We start from the raw sequence: 16,019 nt of genomic DNA, 5'->3' as shown, positions 1-16,019 counted from the left end.
AGGGATTCCGAGCCTAGACCCCGCCCTCACACCAGCAGCAGCACGCCGCGCACGAGCGCCATCAGCGCCCCCGCGAGCGCGACCACGAGCACGATCCGCATGGCGCTCTCGCCGTCGATCCGCCGGGAGACCCCGCCGCCCGCGATCACGCCCAGCAGCAGCGCCGCGATCAGCACCGCCCAGCCGGTCGGGGAGAGCGTGGGCAGGGACCGCTTGGCCAGCAGCGAGACGACGCTGAGGATCATGAACTGCACCTGCGCGGTCGCCGCGAAGCCCCGGTGCTCCCAGCCGGTGGCGCGCGCGTAGATCACGACGCCCGGTCCGCCCACGCCGGCCGTGACGTTCATGAAACCCGACGCCAGGCCCCCGGCGACGCCGAGCGCGGGGGAGTCGGGGACCGTGCGGCCGCGCATCGCGAGGGTGAGCAGCAGCCCCAGCAGCACGATCGTGCTCACGGCGATCATCAGGGATGCCGCGGGCAGGAGGGCCACGGCGATCGCTCCGGGGATCACTCCGATCACGCCCATCGGCGCGAGCACCTTCAGCCGCTTCCGGTCGACGTCCTTCCAGACCTGGGTGAGGTTCAGCAGCGCGGACAGCGCTCCGCACACGTTGACCACGAGGATGCCCTGCAGCGGCCCCAGCACGAGGACCAGGAACGGCGAGGCGAGAAGCGCGAAGCCCATGCCCGTCGAGCGCTGCGCGAGCGCCCCGACGAACGTCGCCGCCGCGAGCCCGAGCAGCACTGCGGCATCCGTCCCGATCACACGCTCGAGGGTATCGGGCAGGCCGACACGGGCAGGGTCGTGGGGGAGGGGCATGGCAGCGCCGACGGTCCGGCCCGTCTCCGAGGGGCTCGCTCGTTCCCGTGGGTCTCGTGCGGCCGCGTGCACTTCGCGTAGTCATAGGTCGGGTCGCGACGAATAGAGCACGTCACCCGACCTCTGACTACGCCATGTGCACGCCCCCTCCGGAGACCCGCGCCGGGAAGGATGGGGAATGGGTGCAGCGCTGCGCTGTGGCGAGGACCGCACGTTCACGAGAGTGCAGCTCCGCGGCACCAGGACGGGCCGCTCGCGACCACCGAGCCGCGCCCGCCTCCTCCGCCCAGGTCTGGTCCTCCTGCCGCCTCCGTCCGCCCCTCCCGCGCCTGCGGCCCGGTTGCTAGCCTGAGGGGCACGGAACCGCTGGTCACTCTTGCCGGGAGGTCAGTCATGGACGACCAGATCCCCTTCGACTCCGCAGACCGCGACCTGGAGGTCCTCGTCGGCTTCGACGGGTCCGAGCAGGCCCGATCCGCCCTGCGCTTCGCCGCCGAGGAGGCGCGACGGCGCGGCAGCGGGCTCACCGTCGTCACCGCCTACGCCGCTCCGGGCGCCTTCTACGCGAACCTCGCCTCGATGCCGCACGAGGCCGACGACGCCGGGAAGGCGGCCGCCCGGGAGACCCTCGAGGAGGCGGCCGAGATCGTGAAGGACCACCCCGGCCCGCTCACCTTCCGCTCCGCCAGGGGCGACGCGACCGGGGTGCTCGTGGACGCCTCCGGCGCCGCGCAGCTCGTGGTCGTGGGGTCGCGCGGACGCGGAGGCTTCGCCGGTCGCGTGCTCGGTTCGGTCGCGTCCGGTCTGCCCGCCCACTCCCGCTGCCCCACGGTCGTCGTGCCCCGCCGCGAGGCGGCCGACGGATCGTCCGACGGTGCCCCTGCGGCCGCCAGCGCCCCAGCAGCCGGCCGCGGCCCCGTGGTCGCCGGGGTCGACGGGTCGGAGCAGAGCGGCCTCGTGCTGCGCGTCGCCGCCCGTCAGGCCGAGAGGCTCGGAACGCCCCTGCGGGTGTTCGTCGCGATGCCGCTGCTGGACGAGTGGACGTACTGGTACCCCACGTACACGGACGACCACGTGTCCGTGGAGGAGCGCCGCGTCGAGCTCGAGGGCATGGTCGAGGACCGCATCGCCCCGCTGCGCGCGGAGCACCCCGACCTCGAGATCGAGGTCGTCGTCGAGATCGGCAACAGCATCGAGCTGCTGGCCGAGCAGAGCCGCGTCGCCCCTCTCACCGTGCTCGGCACGCGCGGGCGGGGCACGGTGAAGAGCGCCCTGCTGGGCTCGGTCTCCCGCGGCGTGCTGCACGGCGCCGGCGGACCGGTCATGGTGGTCCCGACCCGCGCGGCCCAGGGGTGAGCGCTCTCGCGAGCCTCGGCGCCTGGACGCGCGAGTCCGGCACCGTCACCTACGACGTCGCCCCACTGCCCGAGGACGCCCCTGCGGCGTTCACGATCCACGCCGAGTCGCATCCGTCCGGTGCGCCCTCCGAGTACCCCGCCCACACCCATCCGCTGCACGAGCTGGTGTGGGTGCGCGGCGGGACGATGACCGCACGCGTCGACGACCTGCTGGTGACCGTCCCCGAGGGCCAGGGCCTGTGGATCCCCGCCGGGGTCGAGCATGCGGGCCGGCTCACGGCCGACGTCGAGCTGTGCGACGCGTTCTTCGCGCCCGCCGCCCTGCCGGAGCCGCTCGACGCGGCGACGACCCTGGTGATGACGCCGCTGCTCGAGTCCCTCCTGCTGCATCTGACCCGCCGCGACCTCGTCCCCGCCGCGCGGGCGCGTGCGGAGGCCGTGGTCCTGGACGTCCTCGAGCCGTCGGCCCCCGCCCTCGACCTGCGCCTGCCGGGCGATCCCCGCATCGATCCGATCGCGCGAGCCCTGCTCGCCGATCCCGCCGACCCGCGGGACCTGCCCGCCTGGTCCCGCGAGGCGGGGCTGAGCGCGCGCACCGTCAGCCGGGCGTTCCGCGCCGCGACCGGGCTGTCCTTCGCGCGCTGGCGGCAGATGCTGCGCATCCATCACGCGCTGCGACTGCTCGGGGAGGGCCGCGCGGTGCAGGAGGTCTCGCGGATCCTCGGCTACTCCCAGCCCAGCACCTTCATCGACGCCTTCCATCGCGTCACCGGTCGCACGCCGGGCGCGCACCTCGCGGCGAGTGTCCGAAAACCCTGATCAGGCGTCTGGAGGTCGTGATTGCGGACTCGGTGAGGGTCACCTAATCTGATCGCGGCACCGCTGCCCTCACCTCGGGCGCCTCCGGAGTCCGGGTTCCCGCGCTCCCCGAAAGGCCCTCGATGTCCTCCTCCCGCCCTGTCCGCTCGCGCCGCCTCGGCGCGGCCGCCTCCGCGCTCGCCGTCGGCGCTCTCACGCTCGCCCTGGGCGCCTGCGGGACGACCGATGTCTCCTCCTCGTCGGCCGACTCCGCGGCGTCCGACGGCGGCTCGGCCGCGGCGGCGATCTCGAAGGACTGCGCGCAGGACACGACCGCCACCTCGGACGACCCGGTCTCGATCACCGACGGCGTGGGCCGCACGGTCGAGCTCGAGAAGCCCGCGCAGCGCGTCGTCGTCCTCGAATGGCAGCAGGTCGAGGATGCCCTGAGCCTGTGCGTGCAGCCCGTCGGCGTTTCCGAGCCCGACGGCTTCCGCACCTGGGACAGCGCCGAGACCCTCCCCGAGGGCGTCGAGGACGTCGGCACCCGCGGCGAGCCCGACCTGGACACCGTGCTCTCGCTCGACCCCGACCTCGTCGTGGTCGAGGCCTTCAGCAAGGACGACGAGATCATCGGCCAGCTCGAGAAGACCGGCGTGCCCGTGCTCGCGACCCTGGGCGCGGACCCCGACGACCCGATCGGCAACATGAAGAGCGTCTTCACCATGATCGGCGAGGCCACCGGGCGCTCCGAGCGCGCGGATGCGGTGCTCGGAGAGTTCGACGACCACCTCGCGGCGGCCAAGAAGGAGGTCCAGGACGCGGACCTGGAGACGAAGGAGTTCCTGTTCTTCGACGGCTGGATCGAGGGCGGCAATCTCACCATCCGCCCGTACACCGACGGCGCCCTGTTCACCGAGCTCGGCAAGGAGCTGGGCCTCACGCCCGCCTGGGACGACGACCTCGAGGAGGCCTACGGAACCGGCGGCGTGAGCGAGGAGTACGGCCTCACCCAGACCGACGTGGAGGGCCTCACCGCGGTGGGCGACGCGAACCTGTTCTATGCGAACGACGAGGGCACCGGCGAGGGCAGCTACATCGACGAGATGCAGAAGAACGACATCTGGAGCTCCCTGCCCGCCGTGAAGGCGGGGCGCGCCCACGCCTTCCCGCCGCGCATCTGGGGCGCCGGCGGGCCCCGCTCGAACGAGCAGGCCATCGACGCCTTCGTCGACGGGATCACCGAGGACTGAGCACCCGGGTGGGCCCGCCCCGGGACGTCAGCTCTCCGCGAGCACCTCGAGCACGTCGTCCCCGTACTCGGCGAGCTTCTTCGCGCCGACGCCGCTGACGCCGCCCAGCTGGTCCACGCTCGTCGGCCGCAGCTCGATGATCCCCACCAGCGTGGCGTCGGAGAAGACCATGTACGGGGCGATCTTCTTCTCCTTCGCGACAGAGGTGCGCCACGCCCTCAGGCGCTCGAAGACCTCCTGCTGCGCGGGCTCGAGCGAGGCCGCCGCCCGCGGCGCGCCGCCCGCTCCGCCGCGCCCCGCACCCCGCGAGCGCGGGGCCTTCGCGGGGGAGCGGTCCACCGCGAGCTCAACGGTGACCTCGCCGCGCAGCACGGGCCCCGCGTGCTCCCCGGGGACGAGCACCCCGTACTCGCCGATCGCCTCGACGATCCTCCGGGCCAGCAGCTGACGCAGCACCGTGCGCCACTCGCGCTCGGAGAGGTCCTCGCCGATGCCCCAGACGCTCAGCTCCTGGTGGCGGGACTGCGCGGAGCGCTCGTTGTCCTTGCCGCGCAGCACGTCGATGACCTGCCCCGAGCCGAACTGCTGGCCGCGCTCGCGGTCCAGACGGATCAGCGCCGAGAGCAGCTTCTGCGCGGGCACGGTCGCGTCCCAGGTGCTGGGCGGGTTCAGGCACACGTCGCAGTTGCCGCAGGGGTCCGACTCCTGGCCGAAGTAGTGCAGCAGCTGCACGCGGCGGCAGGTGACCGTCTCGCACAGGGCGAGCATCGCGTCCAGGTGCGCGCGGGCGTTGCGCTTGAAGGGCTCGGACCCCTCGCCGGTGTCGATGAAGCGGCGCGGGCTGACGAGATCGCCCAGGCCGTAGGCCATCCACGCGGTCGAGGGCTGCCCGTCGCGGCCCGCGCGGCCGGTCTCCTGGTAGTAGCCCTCGATGGACTTGGGCAGGTCCAGGTGGGCGACGAAGCGGACGTCGGGCTTGTCGATCCCCATGCCGAAGGCGATGGTCGCGACGATGACCAGGCCGTCCTCGCGCAGGAAGCGCTCCTGGTGCTCGTGGCGCACGGCCGCGTCGAGGCCCGCGTGGTACGGCAGGGCGGCGACGCCGCGCTCGGCGAGCCAGGCCGCGGTCTGCTCGACGCCCTTGCGCGAGAGGCAGTAGACGATCCCCGCCTCGCCCGGGTGCTCGCTGCGGATCAGCCGCAGCAGCTGCTCGCGCGGGGACGCCTTGGGGTCGATGCGGTACTGGATGTTGGGCCGGTCGAAGCTCGAGACGAAGTGCGCCGCGTCCTGCATCCGCAGGTTCTCGGTGATCTCGCGGTGGGTCTCGCGCGTCGCCGTCGCGGTGAGGGCGATCCGGGGGACCTCGGGGAAGGTCTCGGCGAGCATCGAGAGGCCCAGGTAGTCGGGCCGGAAGTCGTGGCCCCACTGGGCCACGCAGTGGGCCTCGTCGATCGCGAACAGGGCGAGCTCGGCGCGCTGCAGCAGCTGGACCGTGCGGGGCAGCACCAGGCGCTCGGGCGCCATGTACAGCAGGTCGAGCTCGCCGGCGAGGAGCTGCTGCTCGACGGCCTGCGCCTCGTGCATCTCGAGCGTGGAGTTGAGGTAGGCGGCGCGGATGCCGTTGGCCTCGAGCGCCGCCACCTGGTCCGCCATCAGCGCGATCAGCGGGGAGATCACGATCCCGGTGCCGGGCCTGATCAGCGACGGGATCTGGTAGCACAGCGACTTGCCGCCGCCGGTGGGCATGAGCACGACCGCGTCGCCGCCGCCGATGACCTGGTCGATGATCTGCGCCTGCTCGCCGCGGAAGGAGTCGTAGCCGAAGACCGTGGAGAGGACCTCGAGGGCGCGCGGGTCGCCGGCAGGGGTCGGCGCCAGGGCCGACGGGGCCTGCTCGTCCGGTGCGGCCGGGTCGAGCTCGGGCCCGAAGGCCGAAGGGTCCGACGGTGCCGAGGGGCCCGACGGTGCCTGCGGATCGGTCGGAGCGGGCGCGTCGGCGGGGGCGTCATGCATGCGTTCCAGCCTATGCGCGCGCACCGACCCGCCGGACCGGCGGGCGGCGGGTGGTGGATAGGGGCGGAGGGGGGTGGCGCGACGACGGGTAGGTGCGGCGCGAGGCCCTGGACCCCATGGGGACTTCTCCCCATGGCGGCGCGGACCGGGCCTGCATATCCTCGCTGCGGAGCGCGTCGAGGATGAGAGAGAGGGGTTCCGTGACGTTCTACGGTGCAGACACGGACGCATTGCGCGACGTCGCCGACAGGTTCCGCGATGCCGGGCAGAGGCTCGACGACATCAGGACCCGGCTCGGGGTCGCCATCATGAATCCGGTCATCTGGCAGGGCCCGGACGCGGAGCAGCTGCGCACTACCTGGGCCTCGGAGATCGAGCCCCGTCTCGGTTCCCTCGCCGACGAGATCGGCGGGCGCCGCGAGGTGCTCGTGGGCCACGCCGACGAGCAGGACGAGGCATCGCACCAGCGAGGGGCCCTCGAGACGATCTGGGACGCCATCAAGGTGGGGGTGAAGGGCTACTCCGTCTACAAGGCAGGGAAGTCGCTGCTGTCGGGCATCGATGACATGAAGCGCCTCGCGAAGGCCGCCCACCTGGGACCCGAAGAGGTCAGCAAGGTATGGGCGGAGCTGAAGGATCGGGGTGCGAAGGAGCTGGCCGAGGGCGGGTTCGGCAAGCTCGCCAAGACGGTCGCGGGTCAGATCCCCTTCGCGAAGGACGTGGGACCGCTGTGGGAGGCGCTCGGCAAGAAGGTCGACGCCATCCCGACGAAGCTCGCCGAAGGCGGGAAGATCGTCACCGCGATCGGGGACAAGCTGGGCCCTGACGGGCTGGCGAAGCTCGGCAAGACCTCGAAGATGCTGGGCAAAGTCGTCCCTGGCGTGGACATCGGTGTGGGGATCGGCCAGATCGCCATGGCCGACGACGGGTACGGCAAGGTCTCCGGCGCTCTCTCGGTCGCGGGAGGTGCGCTCATGCTCGCCGGGGTGGCCTTCCCGCCGCTCGCAGTCGTGGGCGGCGTCCTCTCCGGCGCGAGCCTGGCCATGGACCTCGTGGACCTGGGTGGCGAGCTGTTCGGCGCCGATCCGTCGAAGGCGGTCTCGGAAGCGGTCGGCAATGCCGCGGGCGCTGCGGGGGACGCGATCGGGAACGCGGCGAAGTCCGCCGGAAACGCGATCTCGGACGCGGCCGGTGGGCTCAAGGAGGGACTGGGTAGCATCTTCTGACGCAGCAGTCCCGGAGAACGCCCGACCCCCGAAGACGGAGCCGCCGCATGACCTCGACCACTGACACATCGACCGACGGACGTGCGGGTGACAACCCGGTGGATGAGCGGTCCCTCGCATGCGCTGCAGGACTCATCGAGGCGGGGCGCAGCCGTGTCGAAGAGGTCGCCGTGCTCACCGACGAGGAGCTGGCCGCGCTCGACGGGATCAGCACTGCCCAGACGACCGCGATGCCCTATCTCGAGGAGCACACGGCCGACGAGGCGGCACGGGTGCCGATCGCCCGCACGGCGATGCGGTCGCTGATGGCGCGCCGCCTGGTGATCAGTGAGATCGAGGCAGCGGAGGGAGAGGATCGGCCGCTGGCGGACGACAAGCTGCAGAGCGTCACGGCGGAGCCGCGCACCACCGGTGCCCTCGTGCTGCGACGCACCAGTCGGATCCTGGTGTGGTTCGAGCGCGAGGTCTCCACGCAGATCCATCGCCTGTACTACTACCCGCACGTCGACGACGTCGTGCTCGAGGAGGAGGTCACGGCCGACGGCGTCCACATGTTCACGATCATGCCCATGTCGAAGGTGCCCACGCGCGTGAGGCACCTGATCGACCAGCCGGGGGTGGGCGGCCAGGACGGCCCGGCCGCCACCCTCGCCGTCGCGGACGTGGAGTCGGATACCGAGATGGGGCCGCGACTGGCGGACACCCGAGCCCTCACGGTGGGGTCGATGGTCAGCCGGACCACCGATGTCACCAAGCGCGTCCTCTTCCATCTCACCTCGAGCGAGGTCATCGCCGGCCAGCCGTCCCCGGAGGGCGAGGAGATCACGCTCATGCAGGTCTCCGCCGACTCCGTCGAGGAGATCGTCGCGGATCTCTTCGACGATGACGGGAGCGCCGGCGAGAGCGAGAACGACCGAACGGACGAGGACGAGGAGGCCCGATGATCCCGCTGCGGGCACGTCTGATCGCCGGTCGTCACCAGGAGATCGTCGGCAGGCCGGTGAAGTCCTGGCGCGTCGGCGCGGGGCCGCTGCTCCCGGCGGTGCTCCTCGCCGTCCTCGTCCTGGTCGGGATCCTGCTGGTGCTGGTCCCGGGCGATCATCTCGCCCTGACCGTCGGCCTGATGGTGGTGCTGGCGCTGATCCTTCTGGGGGCATACCTGGTCACGGTCGACGCGCGCCTGGTCGTGTGCGAGCGGGGCCTGATCATGGGGCGTATGGTCCCGGGACTCCCGCTGAGCCCCACCTACGTGATCGCAGGACGCGAGATCGATCCGCGCACGATCTGCGTGGTCGCCGACGGGGCGAAGGCCGCGCAGGAGCTCGGGATGCCGTTCTTCTTCTTCCAGTACAAGACGTTCCCCGGGGCGCTCGGCGTGCCGGCTCTCGTGTTCAACGGCCCGTGGGGCGCTGATGTCAGTGCACCGCGCCGCTCCGGCCCTCTCCCGCCCCGGGACAAGTCCCTGTTCATCTTCTCCCAGCGCAGAGCGGCCGACATCGCCGATCAGATGCTCCGCATGATCGGTCGGGAGGGCGCGATCCCACCGGGCTTCGCCCCGCATGGCGGGCTGCAGCCGATTCCGGTGACCGGCAGGCGCCAGGACGCGGTGTCCCAGATCCCCGGCGCGTGGGCGCCCGAGGCCGGCGGACGCTGACCGGCCGCCCGCGACGAGCCGACCGGGCGCTCGCGACGAACTCAGCCGATCCCCAGCGCCTCCGGCGTGCAGGACCCGGCGTCGACGACGGCACTGTGGATGAACAGGTCGCCATTGCCGGAGATCGTGGCCGTCGCGCCGTGCGCGTCCGTGCTCTGCAGGAAGGTCTGGGCCTCCTGCTGCGTGGGCTTCGCGATGCGCTCGAACCCGTTCTCCTCGAGGACGGGGTTCACGGCGGCGATGCGAGTCCTCCACTCGTCGCTCTCGGGACCAGGGTGCTCGAGCGGATCCTCGAGGTCCCACCGGCCGGCGGTGTACATGCATTCCCCGTTCTCCACGGTCACATGCCGCGGGCGCTCGTTGAACGTCCACTCGGCGTCCTCGCCGCCGATCGCCGCGGTGAGACCGTCGGCGACCTCGTCGTAATGGGCGACGGCGTCCGACGCGGGGATCGGCTCGGCCCTGCCGCACGACGCGAGCACCAGGAGTCCGAGCAGCGCAAGGGCCGCAGGACCATGGCGAGCAGTCGGCTTCATGGGGTCCTCTCGGTGCGTTGTCCACAACGGCGTCCGGTCCCTGGTCGTCGGCTCAGGGGTCGAATACGGTCGACCGTATCCCGCATCGTCGCTCGACAGGAGAGGGTTGTGGACGGATTCCTCGGTGCCGACACCGATCAGCTCCTCGACGTGGGGCGGCGCGTGAAATCGGCCGGCGCACGATGCGCGGAGCTCGCCGATGCGCTCGCCGCCGCCTCCGAAGGCCTCGAATGGCGCGGATCCGACGGGGACGTCTTCCGGGACCGGGTGCGCCGAGAGGCCGCCGAGGCCCTGCGCGATGCGGGCGCGCGGCTGGATGCCGGGAGTCGAGCACTGGGGACGCAGGCGGCGCAGCAGGATGCGGTGTCGGACCCGCACGGGGAGCTCGACGATGCGCGCTATGCCGAGCTCATGGGAGCACAGGGCCTGTGGTCGGATCTCACGAATGCGGGCCAGGACCTCTAGAACCAGCCCCTGAACCCCTTCGCCGATCCCATGACCATCGAGGACTTCGGCGGCCAGTACGTCGGGACCGACGCGGGGCGCGGCTTCGATCCGGCCGAGGTCGACCTCTCACCCGAGGCGATCGGCTCCCAGACCATGCGTCAGGGGAGCATCGGCGACTGCTGGCTCCTCGCCGCGCTCATGGCGGTGGCAGCCTCCGACCCCTCCTTCCTCTCCCGCAGCATCACCCTGCGCGAGGACGGCACCTGGGACGTGACGCTCTACGAGGGCGGGGAGCCCGTCGTCGTCAACGTCGCGCCGGAGCAGATCGCGGCGGACGGCGCGCGCGTCGACGACGATGGGGCCGACTACTCCCCGGACGACGACCCCATCGGGTTCATGTCCATCTACGAGCAGGCGGCGGTCAACCACCTGGGACCGGATTACGAGTCCGTCATCGCCGACACCCCTGGGGCCGGCCTCGAGCTCATCACCGGACAGAGGGCCCCGGATGACTCCTTCCTGGGGAACAGCCCCACGTTCGAGGAGTTCGAGACCGCAGTCGAGGAGAAGCGACCGATCACCGTGATGACGAAGCTCGTCGAGACGGGGCGGGAGGACGTGGCCCCGGCGCACGTCTACCAGGTCAGCGGGGTGGACCGCAGGACAGGAGAGCTGATTCTGGAGAATCCGTGGGGCGATGGCGGTCCGGACCATCTGCCGCAGACCGTACGGATCCACATGGACGACTACGACGACAACATCATCATGGCCGGGATCGGAGCGAAGCCGGAGGATTTCGGCACGGCTTCGTGACCGCTGCCGCGCGGATGGCGACGGCCCCGAGTCCGGACAGAGCGGGTGTCCGACGTATATCGGACATCGGGCGGTCGCGGGGGAGTCGCCTCGCATTCACCGGCGACCTCTAACTTCGCGCGGGTGACGTCCCCCGAACGCACCGCTGACGCGGTGCCCGACATGCGCGGCGTGCTCACCCCGGACAACGGCGGCGAGCCCGACATCGCGAGCGAGGCCGAGGTGCGCCGTGCGCGCCGGCGCTCGACGCTCGGCCATTGGGCCCTGTTCCTCGTCCTCGTGCTGCCGAATCTGGCCCTGCTGGCGATGTTCACCTACCGCCCGCTGCTCGACAACATCCGGCTGTCGTTCTTCGACTGGAACATCTCCTCGCCGATCGCCACCTTCATCGGGTTCCAGAACTACGCGGAGTGGGCCTCGAGCCCGGAGTCCTGGCAGATCGTGCGCACCACGGTCGTCTTCACGGTGTGCGCGGTCGCGGGCTCGATGGTCCTGGGCCTGGCGATGGCACTGCTGCTGGACCAGAAGCTGCGCGGCCGAAACATCGTGCGCTCGGCGATCTTCGCGCCGTTCGTGCTCTCCGGAGCGGCCGTCGGCATCGCGTTCAGCTTCGTCTTCGACCCGCACTTCGGGATGATCCGCGATCTGCTGGGCAAGGTCGGCGCGGGCACGCCGGACTTCTACCAGAGCCCCGGCTGGGCGCTCGCGATGATCACGATCACCTACATCTGGAAGAACGTCGGCTACAGCTTCGTGATCTACCTGGCGGCGCTCCAGGGCGCCCGCGCGGACCTCTACGAGGCCGCGGCGATCGACCACGCCTCCACCTGGACCACCTTCACGAAGGTGACGCTCCCGCAGCTGCGCCCCACCACGTTCTTCCTCTCGATCACGGTGATGCTCAATTCTTTGCAGGTCTTCGACATCATCAACGTGATGACCCGCGGCGGCCCGCAGGGCACCGCGACCACCACGATGATCTACCAGGTCTACCTCGAGACCTTCCAGAACCAGCGCGCCGGCTACGGGGCCACGGTCGCCACGATCATGTTCGTGGTGCTGCTGATCATCACGCTGATCCAGGTGCGCGTGATGGACAAGGACCAGACCCGATGACCGACGCGACCACGCCCCTCCGACGGGTCCTCGGCTACCTCGCCATGCTCGTGGTGCTCGCCGTGATCCTGGTGCCGCTGATCTGGATCCTCGTGGCGAGCTTCAAGACCGCCCCGGACATCATCTCCAGCCCCGCGAACTGGCTCCCCAGCCCGCCCACGGGCGAGAACTACCGGACGCTGTTCACGCAGATCCCGTTCCTGACCTACCTGCGCAACTCGATCATCATCGCCGGCACCCTCACCGTCATCAAGGTGGTGCTGGGCGTGCTCAGCGCCTTCGCCCTGGTGTTCTCCGAGGTCTCCCGCCGGGTGCGCAGCGTCCTGTTCCTGGTGATCGTCGCGGCGCTGCTGATCCCCAACCAGATCACGGTGATCTCGAACTACGCGATCATCGCCCAGGCCGGTCTGCGCAACACCTTCGCGGGCATCATCGTGCCGCTCGCCGGGGTGGCCTTCGGAACCTTCCTGATGCGCAACCACTTCCTGAGCCTGCCCACCGAGGTGATCGAGGCGGCGAAGATGGATGCCGCCGGCCCCCTGCGCACCCTGTTCCGCGTCGTGCTGCCGATGAGCTGGCCCACCCTCGTCGCCTTCGTGCTGATCACGCTGGTCAACGAGTGGAACGAGTACCTGTGGCCGTTCCTGATGTCGGATCAGGCCGACACCGCCCCGCTGCCCATCGGCCTGACGCTCCTGCAGCGCAACGAGGGGACGTCGAACTGGGGCCCGGTGATGGCCGGAACGATCATCACGATCCTGCCCATCCTCGTCGTCTTCCTCATCCTGCAGCGCCCGATGATCAAGGGCCTCACCTCGGGTGCCGTCAAGGGATGAGGGCCCTCGTCCACGGTCTCGGCCCCGGCCCCGGCCCCGCCCTGGCAGCGCCGCTCCGTCGTCCCACCAAGATGCCCGTCGTCCGACGCGGCACGATCCAGAAGGAGTCCTCATGACCCGCATCCCCCGCTCGTCCCGCGCCCTGACCCGTCGCAGCGTGATCGGCGGCTCGGCCGCCCTCGCGGCGACCGCCCTCGCCGGCTGCGCCGGCACCGGAGAGGACTCCGCCCAGGGCGGAGACGCCAAGAAGCTGCAGTTCTGGTCCAACCACCCGGGCACCTCGAAGTCCATCGAGCAGGAGCTCATCAAGAACTTCGAGAAGCAGTCCGACGGCATCAGCGTCACCCTCGTCGACGGCGGCGCCACCTACGAGGACACCCAGCAGAAGTTCAACGCGGCGCTCTCCGGCGGGGACCTGCCCGACCTCGTCGTCGTCTCGGACGTCACCTGGTTCAACTTCGCGCTGAACAAGCAGATCACGCCGCTCGAGGACCTCTTCGAGAAGGCCGACGTGGACCCCGGCGCCTACGTGAAGCCGCTCTACGACGACTACCTCTTCCAGGACAAGCACTACGCGCTGCCCTACTCCCGTTCGACCCCGCTCTTCTACTACAACAAGGACGCGTGGGAGAAGGCCGGCCTCGAGGACCGCGGCCCCAAGGACTACGACGAGCTGCGCGAGTGGGCCGACGTGCTGAAGGAGAAGGCGGGCCTGGACCTCTCCTTCACGACCGGCGACGGCGTGGGCTACCTGGGGTGGGTCGGCCAGGGCATGTTCTGGGCGATGGGCGGCGCGTACTCCGACGAGTACACGCCCACCTTCACCGGGGACGGCGCCCTGAAGGCCGCCGCCTGGCTGCAGGACTTCAAGAAGTCCGGCCTCTACGACGTCTCGAAGGACCCGGCCACCGTGTTCGGCTCCGGGCAGTCCGCCGCGTGCATCGAGTCCACCGGCTCGCTCTCGGGGATCCTGGAGTCCGCGAAGGGGAAGTTCGAGGTCGGGACGGCGTTCCTCCCCGGACCCGAGGGGGATGCGTGCCCCACGGGCGGCGCCGGGGTCGCGATCCCCGCGGGCATCTCCGACGAACGGAAGGTCAACGCCCTCAAGGCGCTGGGCTTCCTCACGAACGCCGAGTCGACCGCCACGTTCTCGCAGGGCACGGGATACATGCCGGTGCAGACCGCCGCGGTGGACTCGGACAGCATGAAGAGCTACCTGAAGAAGACCCCGCAGGCCAAGACCGCTCTCGACCAGCTGCCCACCACGAAGCCCCAGGACTACGCGCGCGTGTTCGTGGCCGGCGGGGACCAGCAGATCGGCGGCTCGTTCGACAAGATCGTCGGCGGCGACTCGGTCGAGAAGACGCTCGAGGCGCTGCAGTCGTGGATGGAGCCCAAGCTCGAGCAGCTCGCCCAGAAGGCGAAGTGAGGGTCGATGGCATCGGTCAGCTACCAGGGCGCCACGCTCACCTATCCCGGCAACGATGAGCCGTCGGTCGATTCCCTCGACCTCGAGATCGCCGACGGCGAGTTCCTCGTGCTCGTGGGTCCCTCGGGGTCGGGGAAGTCGACGGCGCTGCGCATGCTCGCGGGACTCGAGAAGGTCTCCGCGGGCCGGATCAGGATCGGTTCGCGGGACGTCTCCCAGGTCTCCCCGAAGGACCGGGACGTGGCGATGGTGTTCCAGTCCTACGCGCTGTACCCGAACATGAGCGTGCGCGAGAACATGGGCTTCGCCCTGGCGAACCTGCGCACGCCGAAGTCGGAGATCGAGGCCCGGGTGGACGAGGCCGCCCGCATCCTGCACCTCGAGGGCCTGCTGGACCGCAAGCCCAAGGCGCTCTCAGGAGGGCAGCGCCAGCGCGTCGCGATGGGGCGGGCGATCGTGCGGAGGCCGTCGGTGTTCTGCATGGACGAGCCGCTGTCGAATCTCGACGCGAAGCTGCGCGTCTCCACCCGCGGCGAGATCGCGGACCTGCAGCGGCGCCTCGGCGCGACCACCGTCTACGTCACCCACGACCAGGTCGAGGCGATGACCATGGGACACCGCGTGGCGGTGCTCGCCGACGGGAAGCTGCAGCAGGTGGACACGCCCGACGAGCTCTACCAGCGCCCGGCGAACCTGTTCGTGGCGACCTTCATCGGCTCGCCGGCGATGAACCTGTTCACCGCGCCCGTCCGCGAGGGCCGCGCGGTCCTCTCCGGAGACGCGTCGCGGCATCCGGTCGCCGTCCCCGCGCCGCGCGGGGCGGGGGAGCGCGTGGTCCTCGGGGTGCGCCCCGAGGAATGGGAGCTGCTGCCCGAATCCAGCGCCGACGGGCTGCACCTGCGGGTGCGCCAGGTCGAATCGCTGGGCTCGGAGTCCTTCGCCTACTGCGAGCCGACGGACCTCGGCGAGCACGTGGAGCTCGCCTCCCCGCGCGTGGTGGTGCGCCTGGACCGCAAGGTCTCGGTCGCCGCCGACGACGAGCTCACCGTCGCGCCTGTCCCCGCCGACGTGCGCTGGTTCGATCCGGGGACGGGGCGCGCGCTGTGAGCTGAGGGCGGGGCGGGGCCGGCAGCCGCGGCGGCCCGGCATCCGCGTGCGACCGCCCGCGGCTGCCGGCGCTCGAGCGTTCAGTCCTGCGGGGCCGGGTCCGGGATCTCCTCGGGCCGGTAGCGGGGGAGCCTGGACGCCGGCAGCGCGGCGGCCGCACTGATGCCCGCGAGGACCAGGAAGCCCAGTTTCAGGGTGCGCAGGCGCTCGGCCTCGTTCACCGCGACCGCGGCGTCGACCTGCTGGGGCGTGGCGGTCGTCCCCTCGAGCAGCTGCTCGAGCTCGGCGTTGCTCACGAAGTTCGCGTTGTCGAGGTCGACCTGCGAGACGAGCTCGGGCGGGAGCTCGGTGTGATCGACGACCGCACGGCCCACGTTCACGCCGAGCAGCGTCACCAGCAGCGCACCCATCACGGCCGTCCCCACGGCCGACGCCAGGTTCTGCGTGGTCCCGCGCAGCGATCCGACGTCCCCCGCGAGCCGCTTCGGTGCGCTCGTGACCAGCACGTTGAAGACCAGCGTGACGAGTGAGCCCTGGCCGATGCCGAAGACGATGAGCCCGAGGATCGTCGGCAGCGTATCCCAGGCGGATCCGACGCTGCCCGAGGGGTGG

At 71.0% G+C, this 16,019-nt stretch carries 15 protein-coding genes and 1 pseudogene; 12 read left to right on the top strand and 4 right to left on the bottom strand.

Annotation, left to right across the window (positions count from 1 at the left end; genetic code table 11):
- Positions 1-26: 26 nt before the first annotated feature.
- Positions 27-767, bottom strand: coding sequence for a sulfite exporter TauE/SafE family protein (locus MHY49_RS04985; RefSeq protein WP_239202979.1), 741 nt, complete (start codon positions 765-767; stop codon positions 27-29).
- A gap of 447 nt (positions 768-1,214) precedes the next feature.
- Here MHY49_RS04985 and MHY49_RS04980 point away from each other — a divergent pair, with 447 nt between their 5' ends.
- The 3 genes from MHY49_RS04980 (at position 1,215) to MHY49_RS04970 (ending at position 4,230) form a co-directional block, all read left to right on the top strand.
- Entirely contained in the window at positions 1,215-2,177 is a 963-nt protein-coding gene (locus tag MHY49_RS04980) for a universal stress protein (RefSeq protein ID WP_239202978.1), read from the top strand.
- Positions 2,174-2,998 carry a helix-turn-helix domain-containing protein gene (locus MHY49_RS19295; protein ID WP_239202977.1) on the top strand — a complete coding sequence of 275 codons (825 nt, stop codon included), beginning with the start codon at positions 2,174-2,176 and terminating at the stop codon, positions 2,996-2,998. The genes MHY49_RS04980 and MHY49_RS19295 overlap by 4 nt, the downstream gene beginning before the upstream one ends.
- A gap of 122 nt (positions 2,999-3,120) precedes the next feature.
- Entirely contained in the window at positions 3,121-4,230 is a 1,110-nt protein-coding gene (locus MHY49_RS04970; RefSeq protein WP_239202976.1) for an iron-siderophore ABC transporter substrate-binding protein, read from the top strand.
- A 27-nt stretch (positions 4,231-4,257) separates the two neighbouring features.
- Here MHY49_RS04970 and recQ read toward each other — a convergent pair whose 3' ends face one another.
- Complete coding sequence (recQ, locus tag MHY49_RS04965) at positions 4,258-6,243, bottom strand: DNA helicase RecQ (RefSeq protein WP_239202975.1); 1,986 nt, start codon at positions 6,241-6,243, stop codon at positions 4,258-4,260.
- A 200-nt stretch (positions 6,244-6,443) separates the two neighbouring features.
- On the opposite strand from recQ, the gene MHY49_RS04960 reads away from it, so the two are divergent.
- From MHY49_RS04960 to MHY49_RS04950, 3 genes are read left to right on the top strand one after another with little or no spacing between them, the layout of a single operon-like run.
- A complete protein-coding gene (locus MHY49_RS04960; RefSeq protein WP_239202974.1) occupies positions 6,444-7,469 on the top strand; it encodes a hypothetical protein in 1,026 nt (341 codons plus the stop codon).
- A gap of 47 nt (positions 7,470-7,516) precedes the next feature.
- Entirely contained in the window at positions 7,517-8,413 is an 897-nt protein-coding gene (locus MHY49_RS04955) for a hypothetical protein (RefSeq protein ID WP_239202973.1), read from the top strand.
- Complete coding sequence (locus MHY49_RS04950; protein ID WP_239202972.1) at positions 8,410-9,123, top strand: hypothetical protein; 714 nt, start codon at positions 8,410-8,412, stop codon at positions 9,121-9,123. The genes MHY49_RS04955 and MHY49_RS04950 overlap by 4 nt, the downstream gene beginning before the upstream one ends.
- A gap of 41 nt (positions 9,124-9,164) precedes the next feature.
- Here the strand turns inward: MHY49_RS04950 and MHY49_RS04945 are convergent, their stop codons facing one another.
- Complete coding sequence (locus MHY49_RS04945) at positions 9,165-9,659, bottom strand: hypothetical protein (protein WP_239202971.1); 495 nt, start codon at positions 9,657-9,659, stop codon at positions 9,165-9,167.
- Between the two features lie 108 nt (positions 9,660-9,767).
- Between MHY49_RS04945 and MHY49_RS04940 the strand changes: the two genes are divergently transcribed.
- The 6 genes from MHY49_RS04940 to MHY49_RS04915 all read left to right on the top strand — a co-directional run bounded on the left by MHY49_RS04940 (position 9,768) and on the right by MHY49_RS04915 (position 15,407).
- Positions 9,768-10,124, top strand: coding sequence for a hypothetical protein (locus MHY49_RS04940; protein ID WP_239202970.1), 357 nt, complete (start codon positions 9,768-9,770; stop codon positions 10,122-10,124).
- A 30-nt stretch (positions 10,125-10,154) separates the two neighbouring features.
- Positions 10,155-10,919 carry a C2 family cysteine protease gene (locus MHY49_RS04935; RefSeq protein ID WP_239202969.1) on the top strand — a complete coding sequence of 255 codons (765 nt, stop codon included), beginning with the start codon at positions 10,155-10,157 and terminating at the stop codon, positions 10,917-10,919.
- Between the two features lie 123 nt (positions 10,920-11,042).
- Entirely contained in the window at positions 11,043-12,035 is a 993-nt protein-coding gene (locus MHY49_RS04930; RefSeq protein ID WP_239202968.1) for a carbohydrate ABC transporter permease, read from the top strand.
- Entirely contained in the window at positions 12,032-12,871 is an 840-nt protein-coding gene (locus tag MHY49_RS04925) for a carbohydrate ABC transporter permease (RefSeq protein ID WP_239202967.1), read from the top strand. The genes MHY49_RS04930 and MHY49_RS04925 overlap by 4 nt, the downstream gene beginning before the upstream one ends.
- 112 nt (positions 12,872-12,983) lie before the next feature.
- Complete coding sequence (locus MHY49_RS04920; protein WP_239202966.1) at positions 12,984-14,300, top strand: ABC transporter substrate-binding protein; 1,317 nt, start codon at positions 12,984-12,986, stop codon at positions 14,298-14,300.
- Between the two features lie 6 nt (positions 14,301-14,306).
- Positions 14,307-15,407, top strand: a complete 1,101-nt coding sequence (locus MHY49_RS04915) for an ABC transporter ATP-binding protein (protein WP_239202965.1) — start codon at positions 14,307-14,309, stop codon at positions 15,405-15,407.
- A gap of 80 nt (positions 15,408-15,487) precedes the next feature.
- Here MHY49_RS04915 and MHY49_RS04910 read toward each other — a convergent pair.
- A pseudogene (locus MHY49_RS04910) lies at positions 15,488-16,019 on the bottom strand (MFS transporter); the annotation flags it as partial.

It is taken from the genome of Brachybacterium sp. ACRRE (genome assembly GCF_022346485.1).
GTDB lineage: Bacteria > Actinomycetota > Actinomycetes > Actinomycetales > Dermabacteraceae > Brachybacterium > Brachybacterium halotolerans.
The sequence above is the reverse complement of the archived record's forward strand: the minus strand, read 5'-3'. Positions and strand labels throughout refer to the sequence as shown.